This is a genomic window from Hyphomonadaceae bacterium BL14 (assembly GCA_027627705.1).
GTDB lineage: Bacteria > Pseudomonadota > Alphaproteobacteria > Caulobacterales > Maricaulaceae > Oceanicaulis.
On record CP091242.1, the window covers coordinates 2,512,248 to 2,529,689 of the forward strand.

Consider the following 17,442-nt stretch of genomic DNA (forward strand, 5'->3'; position numbering starts at 1 on the left):
CGCGGCGGCGCTTCTTGCGCTTTTCATGAGCGCAACCGCATTCGCTGATACCAAGACCATCGAAGAATTTTTTGAAGACGAGACGATCGAGGAAATCGACGGCCTCTTCCCCCTCTACCGCAACACCGAAAACGGCGATCTCTTCATGGAGATCTCCGCTGACCAGCTTGGTGATGAGTTCATCTATTTCACCTACACCGAAAACGGTGCCCCGCGCGTCGGCCATTTCCGCGGCCAGTTCCGCGCCAACCGGGTCCTCACGTTCGAGCACCGCTTCGGCAAGATCGAGATCGAAGCGCTGAACACCAATTTCTCTACCGATCCGGACAATGCGCTGTCGCGCGCCGCCAACGCCAACATCACCCGCGCTCTCCTCGCGGTGGTCGACGTGGTCGCCATGACCCCGGGCGGCGAGACGGCTGACGGCGAAGCGGCCTCCGAGGAAGCCGAGGGCGAAGCTGCCGCCCCCGCCCGCTATCTGATCAATGCCGGCCGGCTCCTGCAGTCGGAAGACATGCATCAGATCAAGCCGACCCCGCCGACGGGCCCGGCGGCGGCCAATATCTTCCAGCTCGGCCGCCTCGACAGCGGCCGCACACGCGTGCTGGACGCGCGCGGCTATCCGCTGAACCTGGATATCGTCGTGGAATACGTGTTCACCAATGACGCGCCGCGCGGCGCGTCGGGTCCGGAAATCACCGATTCGCGCACCATTGCGATCCAGCTCCAGCATTCGTTCATCGCCATGCCCGAGGACGGCTTCACGCCGCGCGCCGATGATTTTCGCGTCGGCTATTTTGGCGAGCGCGTGACCAATCTCACCGACACGACGGTCACGCCGTTTGACGACGTCATCAATCGTTGGCGCCTGGTCAAGCAGGACCCGGATGCGGAACTGTCCGATCCGGTCCAGCCGATTGTCTGGTGGATCGAGAACACCACCCCGCACGAGCTGCGCGACGCCATCCGCGATGCGGCATTGACCTGGAATATCGCGTTTGAAGCTGCCGGTTTCTCCAACGCCATCCAGGTGGAGGTGCAGCCCGACGACGCCGACTGGGATGCCGGCGATATCCGCTACAATGTCCTGCGCTGGACGTCTTCGCCCACGCCTCCGTTTGGCGGCTACGGGCCGAGCTTCACCAATCCGCGCACTGGCGAAATCATCGGCGCGGATATCATGCTGGAATACGTCTTCCTGACGAACCGAATCCGCTTCTCCGAGCTGTTCAACGTGGCCGGCCTGACACAATGGCTGCCTGCCGACATGCTGGCGGAAATGACCGGCCAGCCCGAGCTCGCCCATGTGCACGACCATGCCCATGGCGAAATGTGCAATTTCGCCGAACACCTGCAGTTCGAAACCCAGGCGGCCCTGGCCGCTCTGCAGGCGCGCGGTGCTGCACAGATCGAACTGGATGAGCTGCAGCGCCAATCGCTGGCCTATCTGGTCATCCACGAGATCGGCCACACGCTCGGCCTGATGCACAACATGCGCGCCACCTCCGGCGTGCCGCTGGCGGACCTGCATGACGGACGCGCCGTGACCAACTCGATCATGGACTATCCCGCACTCAACCTCGCCCCGGCGGGCGTGGCGCAGGGTCAGTACTCGCTCGATGTGCCGGGCGCGTATGACATCTGGGCGATCCAGTACGGCTACACGCCTGATGAAACCGCCCTGCCGGCGATCCTGGCCCGCTCCACCGAGACGGAACTGGCCTTCGGCAATGACGCCGACGACATGCGCTCGCCGGGCCGCGGCATCGACCCGCGCGTGATGATCAATGACCTGTCAGATGATCCGGTGGGCTGGGCTGCCGAGCGCGTGGCGATGGTGAATGAGACGCTGGCGACCCTGCCGGACGTGTTCGAGCGTGAGGGCGAGACCTATCAGGGTCTGCTGACCAGCTATCAGATCCTGTCGGGCCAGCGCTTCGGCGCTGCGAATGTGGCCACGCGCCACATTGCCGGGGTCTACAATAATCGCGCCGTGGTCGGGCAGCCTGGTGCCGGGCGGCCCTTCGTGCCGGTGCCGGAAGCCAAGCAGAAAGAAGCCCTGCGTGTGCTGGAGGCGGCCATGTTCGGTCCGGACGCCTTCATGATCGAAGAGGCCTATGCAGACCGTCTGCAGCGTCAGCGCCGCCTGTTTGACCATTTCGGCTCCAACGAGGACCCGTCCCTGCACAGCCGGGCGTTCGGACAGCAAATGGCGCTTCTGGCCCATCTGACCCATCCCAACGTCCTTGATCGTCTGCAGGATTCCCGCCGCTATGGCGGGACCTACAGTGCAGCTGCATACATGCGTGACCTGACCCGGATCATGTATGCGGCCGATGTGGGCGGCGAGCCGAACACGTACCGGCAGAACCTTCAGGTCGCCTATCTGCAGCGCCTGATCGCGCTGACTGGCGATGCCAGCGTCTCGCCTACGGGCCGCTCGGCGGCTCTGGCGGCGATCAATGACGTCAAGGGCCGGGTTGGCCCGTCCTGGATACCGGATCTGTTCGGATCGGAGGAGGCGCGCGCCCATCGCGCCCATCTGCGCCGCCTGATTGCGGCGTTCGAGGCCTGACGCAAAACGGATGAGGCGCAGGAAGCGGTTCGCCGCCCCTGCGCCTCACAGCCGTTGCCGCCCTGCGCTCTGCCCACTTGCGGTGAGCCCGGCCTGAGGGGGCTCAATCGTCCTTGCCGCCCTTGATCACCTTGAAGACCGGACGCGCCGACGGGGCAGGGGCCTGGCCGGATCTGTCCGGTGCACCCGGTGGCGACAAGACCGGGGCAATGCGGGGCGGGTCCGCCGGCGGCGCATCGACATCCTCGTGAATGTCGCGGCTGCGCGGCTTTGCCGGCGGGGTCCTGGACCGGAAGCTGGCGCGCTTTGGCGCGAAACCGCCGCGTGGCTTGCCGCGGGCTTTGGCTTCGATCTCTTTGAGCTTCACCAGTTGCAGGCGTGACAGCGCCTCGCCGGGCGCGCCTTTGGCCGGGTCGGCGAAGGCGGAGCCATACTCGTTCAGACGCGCCTCGACAGACGCCATGAACTCGTCTTCCCAGTCGGTCAGTTCGGCGCGGGCGCTTTCAGCCGCATCGCGATCACCTGCCTCGGCGATGGCGCGGGTGACCGCGTCGCGGGCCCGGCGGATCCGGGCGAGCGCCTTGCGCGTCGCCCGCTCTGCCTCCCTGTCATCGGTGTCTCGCGCCATGGCGCCTCCGCGCCGGGCGGGTGGCGAATCAGAATTCGCCGACCGCGCCCAGATACAGCTCCAGAAGCGCTTCCTGCTCCTGGCGCTCATTGCGATCCTGCTTGCGGATAGAGATGACCTTGCGCAGCACCTTGGTGTCAAATCCGAAGCTCTTGGCTTCGGCGTAGACTTCCTTGATGTCGGCGGCGAGGCCGGCCTTTTCCTCTTCCAGACGCTCGATGCGCGCCACGAAGCTTTTCAGCTGGTCACGGGCGGCGGCACCGATGGCGTCGGATTCGTCTTTATCGGGGGTGGCGGCAAAGTCGGCCATGGTCCATATCCTTGTCTCGGTCGAAGGGTGTGGCGATGGGGATAGGCACGCCGACCCGTCAGGGCAAGCGTGCGGTCAGCGCACAGTCATCTCTATGGCAGGCGCGCCCGCACATCGCCCAGCGCCTGCACCACGGCGGCGCGCCCGCGCGCGCTGTGATGAGGATTGTGTCCGGCACCCTCGATGAGGCGTAGCTCGCCGGCGGGCAGGGTTTCGGCCACCGGCCCGGCATGGCGGTGGGTGAACACCACTGTATCCTCGGGGCCGGCGACAAGGATCACCGGCTGAGTGATTTGATCATAGCGCCCTTCCTGGGCGGCCAGGTGCTCGTTCACGCGCGCCATGTCGTCGGCATTGGCGCGCCAGGGTCCCGGACGCAGGATCAGTGGGAGTTGGGTCCGCTCCACATAATTGTCCGGCATGGTCTCCGGCTCGAACGCGCTCTGCGCGCCGCCTGCAAGCTGGCCCGGCCCGGCAATGGGCACCACGGCATGGGTGATCAGCGGGCCGATCACCGGCCAGGTACTGGCGCGATTATACAGCGCCGCCTCGCCGACCCAGGCGCGCACGGCGGGCGCGATCAGCACCGCCCCGGCGGTGCGCTCCGGGTGATCCATCAGCAGGCGCAAGCTGATCGCTGCGCCCCAGGAATGGCCGATAACGCTTACCGCCGGCTGGTCCAGCGCTTCCAGAAAGGACGCGATCAGTGCGGCCTCGCGCTGCGGGCTCCAGGACCCGCCCGGACGCTCGCTCCAGCCCAGACCTGGACGATCCAGCCAGATCACGCGGTATCCGCCCAGCGCGCCTTCCAGCCCGGTCTTGATCTCATGCAGATTGGCCGAGGCGCCATGCAGGGCCAGTACGGCCGGCGCATCGTCTGGCCCGGTGACGTGATAATGCAGACGTGTGCCGGCTACAGTAACGAATTGGCCGTCTGGCGGATATTGCTCGGCCAGCTCGCCGGTGCGCCCGGCCCCGGCGGCGCAGGCCCCGAGCACGGTCAGAGCCAGCAGCGCCAGGCCGGCGGCTATGATCATCACCGGCGCCGGCGGGCTCATGTCTGTCAGGTTCACAGTGCGCGTCCGGCCAGGTCGCGTGTTAGCCGGGCGCGGGCCGGTCCGGCTGTGTGGTGGTGAGGGTGGATGGCCAGCGCCTCTTCATAGGCTTCCAGCGCGGCCGCGCGCGCCTCAGCACGCTCCAGCGCCTGCGCCAGCATGACCCAGGCGTCAAAGCGCCGGGGTTCGCGGGCCACCGCTTCATTCAGCGCTTCGAGCGCGAAGCCCCAGTCATCGCCTGCAGCGGCGAGCCGCGCCGAGGCCACCCAGCCCTCGGCAAAGTCTGGCTCCAGGCGGCGCAGATGGTCCAGCGACCGTTGCGCTGTGGCGCTGTCACCGCGCTCGCTAGCCTCGGCGGCCCGGCTCAGAAGGAGATCGGAGGCGGGGCCCGCTTGCTGGCGCCACAGCGACAGCACCTCCTCGGCGATAACGTCCGCCTCGGCGGGCGTGGCCGCCTCGCGCAAGGACGCCAGACGCATATCCAGCCGCTCGTCCAGGGACTGGCGGACGGGGGCAGTGTCCAGCCGGATCACCGGATCGTCACCGGCCTGGACAGAAATGAGGAGCAGCTCGATCATTACCAATGAGCATAGGCGTCTGCAGGCGGGAGACAAGCCGCCGAACCGATGTGCGCTGCCGAGAGGGTCGCCCGCGGCGCATCACAGTCTTGTGACCGCACGTGGCCGCCGCATCACCCGCTTGCGCGCAGATGCCGCAGATCAAGGCTTCAGCCCGTTCACGGCAAGAGTTGCATATGAAAAATCAGACCCTTGACCGAAGCGCCGTCACAATGATCAGATGGCTACAGGTGGACATGAGGAGCTGACGGCGCAGTGCGGGACAGAGGATGGCGCTTGCGCAACGCTCTATGATCTCTACATCACCCGGTACGTTGATTTGGTTCAACAAACGCACACATCGAACAGGCCTCAGAGTGCGTCCCCCCAGCCTGCCCGATGAGGCCTGCAGGCGCCGCCGGACACGCCTGTCCCCGTTCGGCGGCGCCGCCATCACCAGAAACGCCCCGCGAACCGTCGCGGGGCGTTTTGCATGTCAGGGTGCGGGCGAACATCTTGGGCCTACAGCCGGCTCCCCTACCAAGGCAGATCCTGGCCGTTGGAATGGAAAAACCGCCCGCTCATCGCCGGGTTGGCGCGCGCGATGAGATCCAGCTGCGCCTCCACCGATTCGGTGACGGTCAGATTGCCGCCCGGCCCGCCCATATCGGTTCTGACCCAGCCGGGATGCAGGATCAGAACGACGACGCACTTGGCCTTGAGATCATTGCTGAGTGATTTGCCCACCGCGTTGAGCGCGGCCTTGGAGGCGCGATAGGCGTACATGCCGCCGGAATCATTGTCAGCGATGGAGCCCATGCGGGAGGATTGCAGCGCGATCACTTTCATCTGGCTGGCCGCCACCTGATCGGCGAAAGCTTCGGCCAGGGCCAACGGGGCCAGCGCATTCACGCGCATGGAAGCGATGAACTCTTCGCTGGCACCAGAGCCGAACCCATCGCGGTGCATCATGCCGGCATTGGCAAACAGGATATCGATCGGCCCGCTCACGCGCGATTTCAATGCGGCCGCTGAACCCGGTTCAGAGGCATCATAAGCCTCGATCTGCAGCCGGCCATCGCCGGGATCGAGTGCCTTGAGGTCCGTGGCGGCACCGGGATCGCGCACGGCGGCGGTGATGATCCAGCCGCGCGACAGCAATTGTTGCGCGTGTTCCAGGCCAAGGCCGCGATTGGCGCCAGTGATGAGGGCGTGGGGCATGGGGGCTCCGGTTGGTGGGGTAAGGTGTGTGACAGGTTGACGTTCACCTCACCACAGCGCCGACTACAGGTCCAGACGCGGGACAGCGCTTGAACGGTGCGCGCGGTGCCGTAGTGTGCGCCCATAAATTTCAATCTGCGGCGCACCGCACTTACGCGCGCCGCGCCATTGCGGAGCCTCCGGCCATGAGCGCTGTCGTCAGCGTCGCCTATGCGTTCGATCAGCACACGTTTGTCAAAGCCGGACGCGCTTTGTTCAAGGCGAAGTTCAAGGCCTGCGGGCCCGATGCGGAAAGCTATCTGCAGCAGGTGTGGGGCGACGCCCTGGCCGATGACATGGCCGGGCTGGCCATGGAGGACGCGCTCGCGCTGGCGGCCGAATTCTGGGAGTACGCGGCGGCCCGCCCGGGCGAAAAGATCAAGGTGCGCGTGCGGCGGGCCTGCGGCGCGGACGGGCGCGCGCTTGATCGCGACGTCCTGGAGGTCATCGGACAGGACCGGCCCTTCCTGGTTGATTCGGTCATGGGCGAGATCGCGGTGCTGGGCCTCGACGTGCTGGCCATGTTCCACCCCATCGTGGAAGTGCGGCGCGATGACAACGCCGACCGGGTCGAAACCGGCGGGCGGATCATCAAGGAATCGATGATTCAGGTTCATGTCGACCGGATGTCGGCCGAGGCGGGCGCACGGCTCGAACAGGAAGTTGCGGCCACCCTCGCCGACGTGCGCGATGCGGTGGATGACTGGAAGGGCATGCTCGCCCAGATGGACGAGGTGATCGGCCACATCGAGACCGCGCCCACCAATGCGCCGAAGGAAGAGCTGGACGAGGCGCTGGCCTTCCTGCGCTGGCTACGCGCGGGTCAGTTCACATTCCTGGGTTGCCGAGACTATCGCTACATCGTCGGCGCGGACGGCAAGCTGGAGCGCAAGGAGCCCGATATCGTCGATGGTTCCGGCCTTGGCGTGCTGCGTGATCCCGACCGCAATGTGCTGCGCTCCACCGCCGAGCCGCTGCTCCTCAGCCCCGCGATCGAAGCCTATCTGCGCGCGCCTTCGCCCGTAATTGTGGCCAAGGCGAATATGAAAAGCCGCGTCCACCGGCGCGTTTACATGGATTATATCGGCGTCAAACGCTATCGTGAGGACGGCTCGGTGATCGGGGAGACCCGGTTTGTCGGCCTGTTTACCTCGGACGCCTATGACCAGATGGCGCGCGAAGTGCCGCTTATCCGGCGCAAGGTGCGCCGGGTGATCGAGCGCTCTGGCAAGCAGCCCGGCTCGCACTCCTACAAAAAGCTTCAGAACATCGTGGAGACCTATCCGCGCGATGAGCTGTTCCAGACCGAGGAGAACGATCTCCTGCAGCTGGCGCTGGGGATCCTCCATCTCTATGACCGCCCGCGCACCAAGCTGTTCATGCGCCGCGACCAGTTCGACCGCTTCGTCTCATGCCTGCTCTTTGTGCCGCGCGAACGCTATAATTCGAAGGTGCGCGAGCTGGCCGGCGAACTGATCCGCGATGCGTTCAACGGGCGGCTATCGGCCTTCTACCCCAATTTCGGTGATGGCCCGCTGGCGCGGGTCCATTTCATCGTGGGCCTCAACCCGTTCAACCATCCCGAACCCGACCCGGCCGAGCTGGAGCGCCGTATCGCCGCGCTGGCGCGCACCTGGGAGGACGAGCTGAACGCTGCCGCGCGCGCCGCCGTGGACACAGCCTTGCGCCGCGCCGTGCTCACCTATGTCGACGGGTTTTCGGCCGGCTATCGCGAGCGCTTCTCGCCGGATGACGCGCTGGCGGATGTGCGGCGCATGGAGACGGTGAGCGGGCATCAGCCGCTGGCCGCGCGCGCCTACGCCGCGCCCGACGATGGTCCGGGGCGGCTGCGCGTCAAGCTTTACCGTCATGGCGAACAGATCGCCCTGTCTGAAGTGCTGCCCGTGCTGGAGAATCTCGGCCTGCACGTCCAGGCCGAGGCGGGCTATCCCGTCCGCCGGCAGAGTGCGGCCGGCGCGGGCGAGACGATCTGGGTGCACGAGTTCGAGGCCCGGATGCCCGTGAGCGCGGCCAGAGATGTGGCCAGCGTGGCGGACGCCTTCGAAGAGGCCTTGCTTGCCGTGCTGTCCGGCCAGGGCGAGGATGACGGCTTCAACAAGCTGGTGCTGGCCATCGGCGTCACCTGGCGCCAGGCCGCGTTCCTGCGTACCTGCGCGCGTTACCGCCAGCAATCGGGTCTCGATCCGTCACAGACTCTGCAGGAAGAGGCCTTCGCGGCCAATCCCGAGATCGCGCTGGGCCTGCTCCGCCTGGCCGAGACGCGGTTTGATCCGGCTCTGGATCTGGACCTGAAGGCGCGCGAGACGCATGCCAAGGCAATTGCCGCGGATATCCGCACCCGTCTGGACGCGGTTGAAAGCCTGGACCATGACCGCGCCTTGCGCCGCATCCTGCGCCTGATCGAGGCGGTGCTGCGGACCAATTTCTACCAGACCGGGGCCGATGGTTCGCCCAAGCCCTGGATTTCGCTGAAAATCGCCAGCCGCAAGCTGCGCGACCTGCCGGCACCCAAGCCCTATCGCGAGATTTTCGTGTGGAGCCCGCGTGTTGAGGGTGTGCATCTGCGCTTCGGCCCGGTGGCGCGCGGTGGCCTGCGCTGGTCAGACCGGCGCGAGGACTTCCGCACCGAGGTGCTGGGGCTGGTCAAAGCCCAGCAGGTCAAGAACGCGGTGATCGTGCCGGTGGGCTCCAAGGGCGGGTTCTACGCCAAGCAATTGCCTGACCGTTCCGACCGGGAAGCCTGGCTGACGGAAGGCCAGGAGGCCTACAAGATTTTCCTGCGCGGCCTGCTCGATATCACCGACAATCTGGCCGAGGACGCGGTGAAGCGCCCCGAAAACGTCGTATGCTGGGACGGCGAGGACCCGTACCTGGTCGTCGCCGCCGACAAGGGCACGGCCACCTTCTCCGACATGGCCAACGGCGTCGCCCAGAGCGAGTATGATTTCTGGCTCGGCGATGCGTTCGCGTCGGGCGGGTCGGCGGGTTATGACCACAAGAAAATGGGCATCACCGCGCGCGGTGCCTGGGTGTCGGTCCAGCGCCATTTCCGCGAAATGGGCAAGGACATCCAGACCGAACCCTTCAGCGTCATCGGCGTGGGCGACATGTCCGGTGACGTGTTCGGCAATGGCATGCTGTTGTCGAAGAAGATCAAGCTGCTGGCCGCCTTCGATCACCGCGACATCTTCATCGATCCCGACCCGGCCGACATGGACGCTGCCTGGAACGAGCGCAACCGCCTGTTCCAGCTGCCGCGTTCCAGCTGGCAGGACTATGACAAGAGCCTGATCTCCAAAGGCGGCGGCGTGTTCCCGCGCGCGTCCAAGGCGATCACCCTCACCGACGAAATCCGCGCCCTGACGGGGCTGGAGGGCAAGACCGCTGCGCCCAATGATCTGATGCGTGCCCTGCTGAAAGCCGAGGTGGAACTGATCTGGTTTGGTGGCATCGGCACCTACATGAAAGCCACCCACGAACAGGATTGGGAGGTCGGTGACCGGGCCAATGATCCGCTGCGCATCAACGGAAACGAGATGAAGGCCGCCGTCATCGGCGAGGGTGCCAATCTGGGGATTACACAGGCCGCGCGCATCGAATACGCACGCCATGGCGGGCGCTGTAATGCGGACTTCGTGGACAACTCGGCCGGGGTCGACAGCTCCGACCATGAGGTCAATATCAAGATCTTGCTCAACCCCATGGTCCGCGACGGCCAGATGGACATCCCGGCACGCAATGTGTTGCTGGAATCCATGACCGATGCGGTCGCCGACCATGTGCTGCAGCACAATTATGATCAGAGCCTGGCGCTCACCATCGCGCGCGAGCATGCGGCCGAAGACATCGACGCCCACGAGCGCCTGATGGACCGTCTGGAAAAGGCCGGCCAGCTTGACCGCAAGGTGGAGGGCCTGCCGGGTGCCGAGCAATTGCGCGAGCTGAAAGAGCAGGGCCTGGGCCTGACCCGGCCCGAGATCGCGGTGCTGGCCAGCTATGCCAAGATCACGCTCTTTGACGCGCTGGTGGCCTCCAGCGCGCCGGATGACCCCCATTTCTCCGAGATGCTGGTTACCTACTTCCCCCATCAGCTCGCCAGCCACGCCGATGCCATGCATGGCCATCGGCTGAAGCGCGAAATCATCGCCACGCGCCTGGCCAATGACATGGTCAATCTGGGCGGGCCGACCTTCCTGTCGCGTGCCATCGAGAGCACCGGGGCGGATGTGGATGCCATCGCCCGCGCCTTCGAGGCCGGCCGGCGGATTTTCCGGTTCAAGGACTTCACCGACCGGATCAACGCGCTGGACAATACCGCGCCCGCCAGCGTCCAGACGGCGCTGCATGACGAGGTAATCCGGCTGCTGCGCCGGCAGACCTACTGGCTGGCCCGCCGGGCCATGGGCCGCGACGCGGCACCCATCGCCGAGGTCATCGCCGCCTACCAGCCGGGCGTGGATGCGCTCAAGACGCTGGTTGATACCGTCGTCTCGCCCCATGAGGCCGACGGCATTGCCAGCCGCATGCAGGCCTATGTGGATCAGGGTGCTCCTGTGGAGCTGGCGTCCGACGTGGCGCGGCTCAAACCGCTTACCTCCTCGTCCGACGTCATCGATCTGGCGCGGGAATCGGCCTGGCCGCTGGCCGCGGCCGCTGCGCTCTACCACGCTGTCGGGGCGCGCTTCCGCTTTGACGTGCTGCGCGGCGCGGGCGGGCAATTGTCCTCCAGCCTCCATTGGGACAGGCTGGCCATGCGCCGCCTGATCGAGGACCTCTATGCCAGCCAGTATGCGCTCACCACCCAGGTCTCGGCCTATGCGGCCAAAGCCGGCGGGGCGCTGGCGGCAGGGGTGGAGAACCCGGATCGCGACTGGGCCGAGAATCTCGTCGAAAGCTGGACGTCCCAGCATAGCGCCGAGGTGGACCGGGCCGACCGGACACTGGACGAGCTGGGCTCGTCTGGGGTCTGGGCGCTGTCGAAAGTGGCCATTGCCTCGACCCAGCTGCGCGAACTGGCGGGACCTCAGGCCGGAAGCTAGTCCGGGTCCTTCCCCGGGCCCTAAACGGGATCGTACCCGCCTTCAGCGCGCCGGCGCACGCCGAACACGTGCGCCAGCATGTCTGCGTTCAGCGCAGCAGCGGGCGCCGCGTCGGCGGCTACCTGGCCCTGATTGAGCACGATCACCCGGTCGGCCCAGCGCGCGGCGGCGTCCAGGTCATGCACGGCCGCGATCACCGACCTGCCCAGATCGGCTTCGGCGCGCAGCACCGCCATGGCCTCGTACTGGTGACGCAGATCCAACGCCGCCACGGGTTCATCCACGGCCAGCACCGGTGCGCGCGCGGCCAGCGCCCGGGCGAGATGAGCGCGCGCCTGCTCACCGCCGGACAGGGCATCCAGCGGCCGGTCCGCCAGCGCCGCCGCCCCTGCGCGCGCCAGCGCGTCGTCCACGATGGCGCGGTCCGCATCGGACAGCCGTTCATAGGGCGCGCCGGACCAGGCGAAGCGGCCCAGCGCCGCCAGATCCTTGACCCGGATCGCCCAGGCGCTGGAGCGGTCCTGCGCCAGCCACGCTGCGCGCCGCCCCCGCTGAGCCGGTGAGAGCGTGCCGACAGCGTCGCCGCCCAGCTGCGCCTCACCCGCACTTAACCGGACCAGACCGAGCAGAGCGCGGATCGCCGTGGATTTGCCCGCGCCATTGGGACCGGTCAGGGCGACAAACTCGCCGGGCGCCACGCTGAACGAGACCGTGTCCAGCGCAGGGCGGCCGCCCAGCATGACGCTGGCGCGGATGAGGGCGGCGGCGCTCATCGGCCGATACTCGCGCTGCGCGCCGCGATCCAGATAAAGGCCGGGGCCCCGATCAGGGCCGCGGCCACACCCAGTTTGAGTTCCTGCGTGAACGGCGCGAGCCGGATCGCCAGGTCCGCCAGCGCCAGGATCGCCCCGGCGGCCAGCGCGCTGGGCAGCACCAGATCGCCTGGATCATGGCGCACCAGCGGGCGCACCAGGTGCGGCGCGACTATGCCGACAAACCCGATCATCCCCGCCACCGCCACCGCGGCCCCTGTGAGCAGGGCGCTCGCCAATATCGCCAGCAGGCGCGCGCGCGGGACGTCCGCGCCGAGGCTCAGCGCTGTGTCCTCGCCCAGCGTCAGGGCGCGCAACCCCGGCAAGGCCAGCGCCGCCAGGCCTGCCCCGGCGATCCAGAATGGTGCGGCCAAAGCCAGATCGGTGAAGGACCGGTTGGCCACCGAACCCAGGAGCCAGTTGACCAGATCGCTCAATGTGAAAGGCGTGGGCGCCAGATTCATCGCCAGCGCGCTCAAGGCGCCCGCAAAGCTCGACACCCCGACCCCCGCCAGAATCAGCTGCACCACGGACAGCCGCGCGGCGGCGAGACCGGCGAGCAGGGCGGCGGCCAGCGCGGCGAACGCGATGGCCATGAGCGGCACCGCAAAAGCGCTGATGGCGGCCAGGCCAAACCAGATCGCGATCACCGCGCCCAGCGCCGCCATGGCGCTGACGCCCAGCACGCCGGGATCGGCCAGCGGATTGCGCAAAAGACCCTGCAAGAGCGCGCCCGACGCCCCCAGCGCTGCGCCGGTCAGAAAGGCCGCCAGCACACGCGGCAAGCGGATTTCCTGGACGATCAGGCGCGCGCCCTCCGGCCCGGTGCCGGCAAGACCTGCCAGGGTGTCGGCAAGGCTCAGGGGCGCGCTGCCCGCCATCAGTCCGGCCAGGATCGCGGTGGCACCGGCCAGCGCCAGCGCGCCATTGAGGCGCAGGCGGGTCATGATTCCGGTCCCAGCAAAATATCCGCCTCCTCGCGCAGGATGCGCGCGGCTGTTGCCAGACCCCAGTCACTGCAGCCGATCAGCGCGCCGTCCAGATGAATCGCCGGCGTGCGCGCCAGAAGGTCCCTAAGGACGCGATGGCGCGTCAGGCTCCACTGGTCGGCCAGAATATCGGGCTGGTTGAAGAAGCCGGTGATGATCAGCTCGGGCGGGTCGAGCACCAGCGTTTCCAGCGGCACGCTGACCCAGCCGCTCGCCCCGCGGGCCGCCGCCGCATTCTCCAGACCTGCCGCTTCGATCATCGCGTGGATCAGCGTGCCGGACCCCGATGTCACCCCGCCCGGCGTGAGATACAGCGCGCGGGCGCGAATGCCCGGCGCGGCGGCCGCATCGAGATCGGTCTGCATGGCCGCGATCAGGTCAGCCGCGCGCGCGTCCTGTCCCATGGCCGCGCCGGTGCGCGCCATGGTCGCGGCGATATCGTCAAAGCTGCGCGGGAAGCCCAGATCATGCACGCCGAGCCCGGTACGCGCATAGAATGCCTGCGCCCTGACCCCGCCGCCGAAGCTGCGCACGATCAGGTCCGGTGCCAGCGCCAGCACGTCCTCGGCGCTGTCGCGCACGCGTGGCAGGCCCGCCGCCCGGGCCCGCAGCGCCGAATGAGCGTCATCGGGACCGGTCGCGATCGCGGCGATTTGGCTGCGGTCGGCCAGCGCCAGCACATACTGATCGGCGCAATAGTCCAGCGACACGACGCGCGGGCGCTCGGCCCCGCCAGCGGGGCCGGCGAGGCAGGCAGCGGCCAGAGCCGCCAGAGCGCCTGCGCGCAGGGTCATGTGCTTCGCCTCACCGTGACAGCCTCACCCCCGCCCAGGCCGAGCGGCCCGGCGTGCCATAGCCGAAGACCTGCTGGTAGTGACGGTCCAGCAGGTTCTCCACCCGGCCATACACCTGCAGGCGCGAGGTCAGCTGGTAATGGGCGTTCAGGTCAAGCCGCGTCCAGGCGGGAACCGTCCCATTGGAGTCGAATTCCTCGCTGTTATACCGGCCAGACACGGTCGCGCCCCAGCGGTCTGCGTCATAGCTCAGCGCCGCATCAACCGTGTGGCGCGGCAGGCGCGCCAGCCGGGCCCCGTTGGCGTCTTCGGCTTCCAGCCAGGCATAGCTGGCGCTCATGCTCCAGCGCTCGGAGAGCGTGGCGCGCGCGGCCAGTTCGGCTCCATGCGTGTCGGCGCGCGCGATATTCTCATACCCGCCCGCTGCAAACGAGAAGTCGATGAGATCGGTAATGTCCTGCGCGAACCATGTGGCTTCGAGCATGACCCGTCCGCCTGCCAGCATGACGTCTGCCCCGACATCATAGCCGATGCTCTCCTCGGCCCTCAGATCTGCGTTCGGGGCGGTCGCGCCGCAGCAGAAGAAGGTGGTCTGGAAAATGCTCGGCGCGCGGAAACCGGTCCCGGCATTGGCGCGCAGACGCACCGCGTCCGTCACCCGGGCCGAGGCGCTGATGCGCCCTGTCGTGGCCCCGCCATAGCGGTCGGATTCATCCCGGCGCAGGCCCGCTGACAGCACCACGCCCGTGGCAGGGCGCAGCTCGCCTAGCACAAACACGCCCTCCTCGTGAGAGCTGACACCATCGGCCTGCGATCGCTCCAGATCCAGCCCCGCCGCCAGCCTGTGGCCCGCATCCAGCGTCCAGGCGGCGTCAGCGCGGCCAATGGTCCGCTCGCCGCGCGCGCTGAACGGAAAGGCGCTGAACGCGTCGCGTTCAATATCGGCGTAGCCGATCAGCGCCTGGGCGGTCAGCGCCTCGCCGGCAAAGCTGTTGGACCAGCGCAAGGAGGCCGAGCGGTCACGTGTCTTGTCGAAATCATCGCTGTCGGCGACGCCCGTGGGCAGGCCGAACCCGTCATACTCGGTCCGCGCGCGGGTCTGGCGCGCAGCCAGCTCCAGCGCTCCGGCACCGCCCAGTTCCAGCCGTCCGCTGGCGTGCAGGGTCAGGGCGTCATAGCCGTCCCGCTCGGTATTGCCGTCGCGTTCATCGGCCTTGGAGATGCCGTCGGTGTTGAAGCTGGTGACGCCGACACGCAGCGCGCCCGCATCACCGGACGCCTCGAACGCCGCGCCGCCACGGCGGGTGTTGAACGCGCCGGCCTCGGCGAACCCGCTGAACCCCGTTCCCGGCACCGCGCGCCGGGTCTGGATGGAGACCACGCCGCCAATGGCGTCCGAACCCCAGATCACTGACTGGGCACCGCGCAGAATCTCGATGCGGTCCACTGCGTCCGGGTCCAGCGCCGCGAAATTATAGGCTCCGCCGGGAGAGGTCGCGTCATTGACCGGCACGCCATCGACCAGCACCAGGGTCTGGCCGCCCGATGCGCCGCGTATGCGCACGGTCGCCGCACCGCCAAACGCGCCGGTCTGGTTGATGGTCACGCCCGGCGCAGCCGCCAGCGTGTCCACCACGAAGGTGGCCCGGTCCAGCTCGGCCCGGCCGATCAGCGTGATCGCCGCAGCGCTTTCATTGACCAGGGCCGGCAAGCGGACTGCTGTGACTTCAATCACGTCGGCAGGGTTGGAGGTTTCGGTTGTCGTGTCAGCTGCCAGCGCGCCATGCGCCAGCGTGAGGGCCGCAAGGCCCGTCAGGGTGAAGGTCATGTCAGACTCATCCCGGTGATGCGCACACCAGCGGGAGTGAGCACCCCGCTGTCTGCGTCTTTGTCAAACACCGCGCTCCGGGACGGACGCAAGGACGCCGGCCCGGCGCTCACGCGCCTTTTCGGTGTCGTTTCACGCGGGATAAACCCTCGCCGGCCATGGTGTACGCCCGCACCCGGTCCACACGACGTGACGGCAGGTCTCCTGGCTTGCAGATCATCACGCGTCCGCCGCCTTCCCGAAGCCTTGCGGCCCAGTGGCGATACTGGCGGACGCCCTCCCTGCTCACAGTTGCGGGTACAGCCCCGGACCTGAAGGCCCTGAAGCCCTCTCACCGGTGTTCCCTTTTCACCCGCTCGCGCGGGACCGTCACTGTCATCGTTAGGGGGGCGGCCTGCAGCCGTCAAGCCGGGCCGGGGAGCACCGGCAACCGCGATATGTCCGGACCCCTTCGCACCCCGATTGCCTTCGCGCGCGTCCGGCGCTAGACCCGTGCGCAATATTTGTGCGCCTGCGAAAAACGGGCGCGACCAGCCCGGTTGCTCAATTTCAGGAGACCTCCTCACATGGCACGCAAGAAGATCGCCCTTATCGGCGCCGGCATGATCGGCGGCACGCTCGCCCATATTTGCGCTCGCGAGGAGCTGGGCGACGTGGTGCTGATGGACCTGGCCGAAGGCGTGGCCAAGGGCAAGGCGCTGGATCTCGATCAGGCGAGCCCCGTGTTCGGCAAGGACAGCCATCTCACTGGCGGCTCGGTGGAGGATTACGCGCCCATCGCCGGCGCCGATGTGTGCATCGTCACCGCCGGCGTGCCGCGCAAGCCGGGCATGAGCCGCGATGATCTTCTGGGCATCAACCTCAAAGTCATGAAATCGGTGGGCGCGGGCATCAAGGCCCATGCGCCGGACGCCTTCGTGATCTGCATCACCAACCCGCTGGACGCCATGGTCTGGGCCCTGCGCGAGTTTTCCGGCCTGCCCCAAAACAAGGTGGTGGGCATGGCGGGCGTGCTGGATTCGGCGCGCTTCCGCTGGTTCCTGGCCGAAGAGTTCGGCGTCTCGGTGGAAGACGTCACGGCCTTCGTCATGGGCGGCCATGGCGACACCATGGTGCCGCTGACGCGCTACTCCACCGTGGCCGGTATCCCGGTGCCGGACCTGATCAAGATGGGCTGGACGACGCAGGACAAGATCGACGCCATCGTGGCGCGTACCCGTTCGGGCGGCGGCGAGATCGTCCAGCTTCTGGGCACCGGCTCTGCCTTCTACGCGCCGGCTGAAAGCGCCGTGGCCATGGCCAAATCCTATCTCAACGACAAAAAGCGCGTGCTGCCCTGCGCGGCGCACCTGACCGGCCAGTTCGGCGTGGACGGGCTCTATGTGGGCGTGCCCATCGTAATCGGCGCGGGCGGCGTGGAGAAAGTGGTCGAGATCAGCCTCAACGCCGACGAGCAAGCCATGTTCGACCACTCGGTGGACTCGGTGAAGGGTCTGGTCGAGGCTTGCAAGGGCATTGATCCGAGCCTGGCCTGATCGCTCTTTCCTCTCCCGCTTGCGGGGGATGAGGCGTCA

Annotated in this window: 12 protein-coding genes and 1 riboswitch; of the genes, 3 read left to right on the top strand and 9 right to left on the bottom strand. The window is 67.3% G+C overall.

The features are described 5' to 3' along the window. Positions 1 to 25 precede the first annotated feature (25 nt). Positions 26 to 2,575: a zinc-dependent metalloprotease gene (locus L2D00_12260; protein WBQ12613.1), complete on the top strand. Its 2,550-nt coding sequence runs from the start codon at positions 26 to 28 to the stop codon at positions 2,573 to 2,575. Positions 2,576 to 2,678: 103 nt separating this feature from the next. On the opposite strand, the gene L2D00_12265 is transcribed toward L2D00_12260, so the two are convergent. From L2D00_12265 to L2D00_12285, 5 genes are all read right to left on the bottom strand, one after another. Then, entirely contained in the window at positions 2,679 to 3,203 is a 525-nt protein-coding gene (locus L2D00_12265; GenBank protein WBQ12614.1) for a hypothetical protein, read from the bottom strand. A 28-nt stretch (positions 3,204 to 3,231) separates the two neighbouring features. After that, positions 3,232 to 3,513, bottom strand: a complete 282-nt coding sequence (locus L2D00_12270) for a DUF2312 domain-containing protein (GenBank protein ID WBQ12615.1) — start codon at positions 3,511 to 3,513, stop codon at positions 3,232 to 3,234. A 92-nt stretch (positions 3,514 to 3,605) separates the two neighbouring features. Next, positions 3,606 to 4,586, bottom strand: coding sequence for an alpha/beta hydrolase (locus L2D00_12275; GenBank protein WBQ12616.1), 981 nt, complete (start codon positions 4,584 to 4,586; stop codon positions 3,606 to 3,608). Further along, positions 4,583 to 5,146: a hypothetical protein gene (locus L2D00_12280; protein ID WBQ12617.1), complete on the bottom strand. Its 564-nt coding sequence runs from the start codon at positions 5,144 to 5,146 to the stop codon at positions 4,583 to 4,585. The genes L2D00_12275 and L2D00_12280 overlap by 4 nt, the downstream gene beginning before the upstream one ends. A 516-nt stretch (positions 5,147 to 5,662) precedes the next feature. Then, complete coding sequence (locus tag L2D00_12285) at positions 5,663 to 6,346, bottom strand: SDR family oxidoreductase (GenBank protein WBQ12618.1); 684 nt, start codon at positions 6,344 to 6,346, stop codon at positions 5,663 to 5,665. 185 nt (positions 6,347 to 6,531) lie between these two features. On the opposite strand from L2D00_12285, the gene L2D00_12290 reads away from it, so the two are divergent. After that, entirely contained in the window at positions 6,532 to 11,445 is a 4,914-nt protein-coding gene (locus tag L2D00_12290; protein WBQ12619.1) for an NAD-glutamate dehydrogenase, read from the top strand. 20 nt (positions 11,446 to 11,465) lie between these two features. Here the strand turns inward: L2D00_12290 and L2D00_12295 are convergent, their stop codons facing one another. The 4 genes from L2D00_12295 to L2D00_12310 are packed head-to-tail and all read right to left on the bottom strand — an operon-like array spanning position 11,466 to position 15,868. Further along, positions 11,466 to 12,218 carry an ABC transporter ATP-binding protein gene (locus L2D00_12295; GenBank protein WBQ12620.1) on the bottom strand — a complete coding sequence of 251 codons (753 nt, stop codon included), beginning with the start codon at positions 12,216 to 12,218 and terminating at the stop codon, positions 11,466 to 11,468. After that, on the bottom strand, positions 12,215 to 13,204 hold the full coding sequence (locus L2D00_12300) for an iron ABC transporter permease (protein ID WBQ12621.1): 990 nt from the start codon (positions 13,202 to 13,204) through the stop codon (positions 12,215 to 12,217). The genes L2D00_12295 and L2D00_12300 overlap by 4 nt, the downstream gene beginning before the upstream one ends. Next, the gene (locus L2D00_12305; protein WBQ12622.1) at positions 13,201 to 14,040 is read right to left on the bottom strand and encodes an ABC transporter substrate-binding protein; all 840 of its coding nucleotides are present in this window, start codon (positions 14,038 to 14,040) and stop codon (positions 13,201 to 13,203) included. Before L2D00_12305 ends, L2D00_12300 begins: the two co-directional genes overlap by 4 nt. A 10-nt stretch (positions 14,041 to 14,050) precedes the next feature. Continuing rightward, positions 14,051 to 15,868 (bottom strand): TonB-dependent receptor, encoded by a 1,818-nt coding sequence (locus L2D00_12310; protein WBQ12623.1) that lies wholly within the window; start codon positions 15,866 to 15,868, stop codon positions 14,051 to 14,053. A 176-nt stretch (positions 15,869 to 16,044) separates the two neighbouring features. Continuing rightward, positions 16,045 to 16,254: riboswitch (cobalamin riboswitch) on the bottom strand. A 180-nt stretch (positions 16,255 to 16,434) separates the two neighbouring features. Here L2D00_12310 and mdh point away from each other — a divergent pair. Continuing rightward, positions 16,435 to 17,403 (top strand): malate dehydrogenase, encoded by a 969-nt coding sequence (mdh, locus tag L2D00_12315; protein WBQ12624.1) that lies wholly within the window; start codon positions 16,435 to 16,437, stop codon positions 17,401 to 17,403. The last annotated feature ends 39 nt before the right edge of the window (positions 17,404 to 17,442 follow it).

Excerpts from the sequence above, each read along its gene's own strand:
- mdh (WBQ12624.1), top strand. The coding sequence starts at position 16,435 with ATGGCACGCAAGAAGATCGCCCTTATCGGCGCCGGCATGATCGGCGGC.
- L2D00_12265 (WBQ12614.1), bottom strand. The coding sequence starts at position 3,203 with ATGGCGCGAGACACCGATGACAGGGAGGCAGAGCGGGCGACGCGCAAG.
- L2D00_12285 (WBQ12618.1), bottom strand. The coding sequence starts at position 6,346 with ATGCCCCACGCCCTCATCACTGGCGCCAATCGCGGCCTTGGCCTGGAA.
- L2D00_12280 (WBQ12617.1), bottom strand. The coding sequence starts at position 5,146 with ATGATCGAGCTGCTCCTCATTTCTGTCCAGGCCGGTGACGATCCGGTG.
- L2D00_12290 (WBQ12619.1), top strand. The coding sequence starts at position 6,532 with ATGAGCGCTGTCGTCAGCGTCGCCTATGCGTTCGATCAGCACACGTTT.
- L2D00_12305 (WBQ12622.1), bottom strand. The coding sequence starts at position 14,040 with ATGACCCTGCGCGCAGGCGCTCTGGCGGCTCTGGCCGCTGCCTGCCTC.
- L2D00_12260 (WBQ12613.1), top strand. The coding sequence starts at position 26 with ATGAGCGCAACCGCATTCGCTGATACCAAGACCATCGAAGAATTTTTT.
- L2D00_12295 (WBQ12620.1), bottom strand. The coding sequence starts at position 12,218 with ATGAGCGCCGCCGCCCTCATCCGCGCCAGCGTCATGCTGGGCGGCCGC.
- L2D00_12270 (WBQ12615.1), bottom strand. The coding sequence starts at position 3,513 with ATGGCCGACTTTGCCGCCACCCCCGATAAAGACGAATCCGACGCCATC.
- L2D00_12310 (WBQ12623.1), bottom strand. The coding sequence starts at position 15,868 with ATGACCTTCACCCTGACGGGCCTTGCGGCCCTCACGCTGGCGCATGGC.
- L2D00_12300 (WBQ12621.1), bottom strand. The coding sequence starts at position 13,204 with ATGACCCGCCTGCGCCTCAATGGCGCGCTGGCGCTGGCCGGTGCCACC.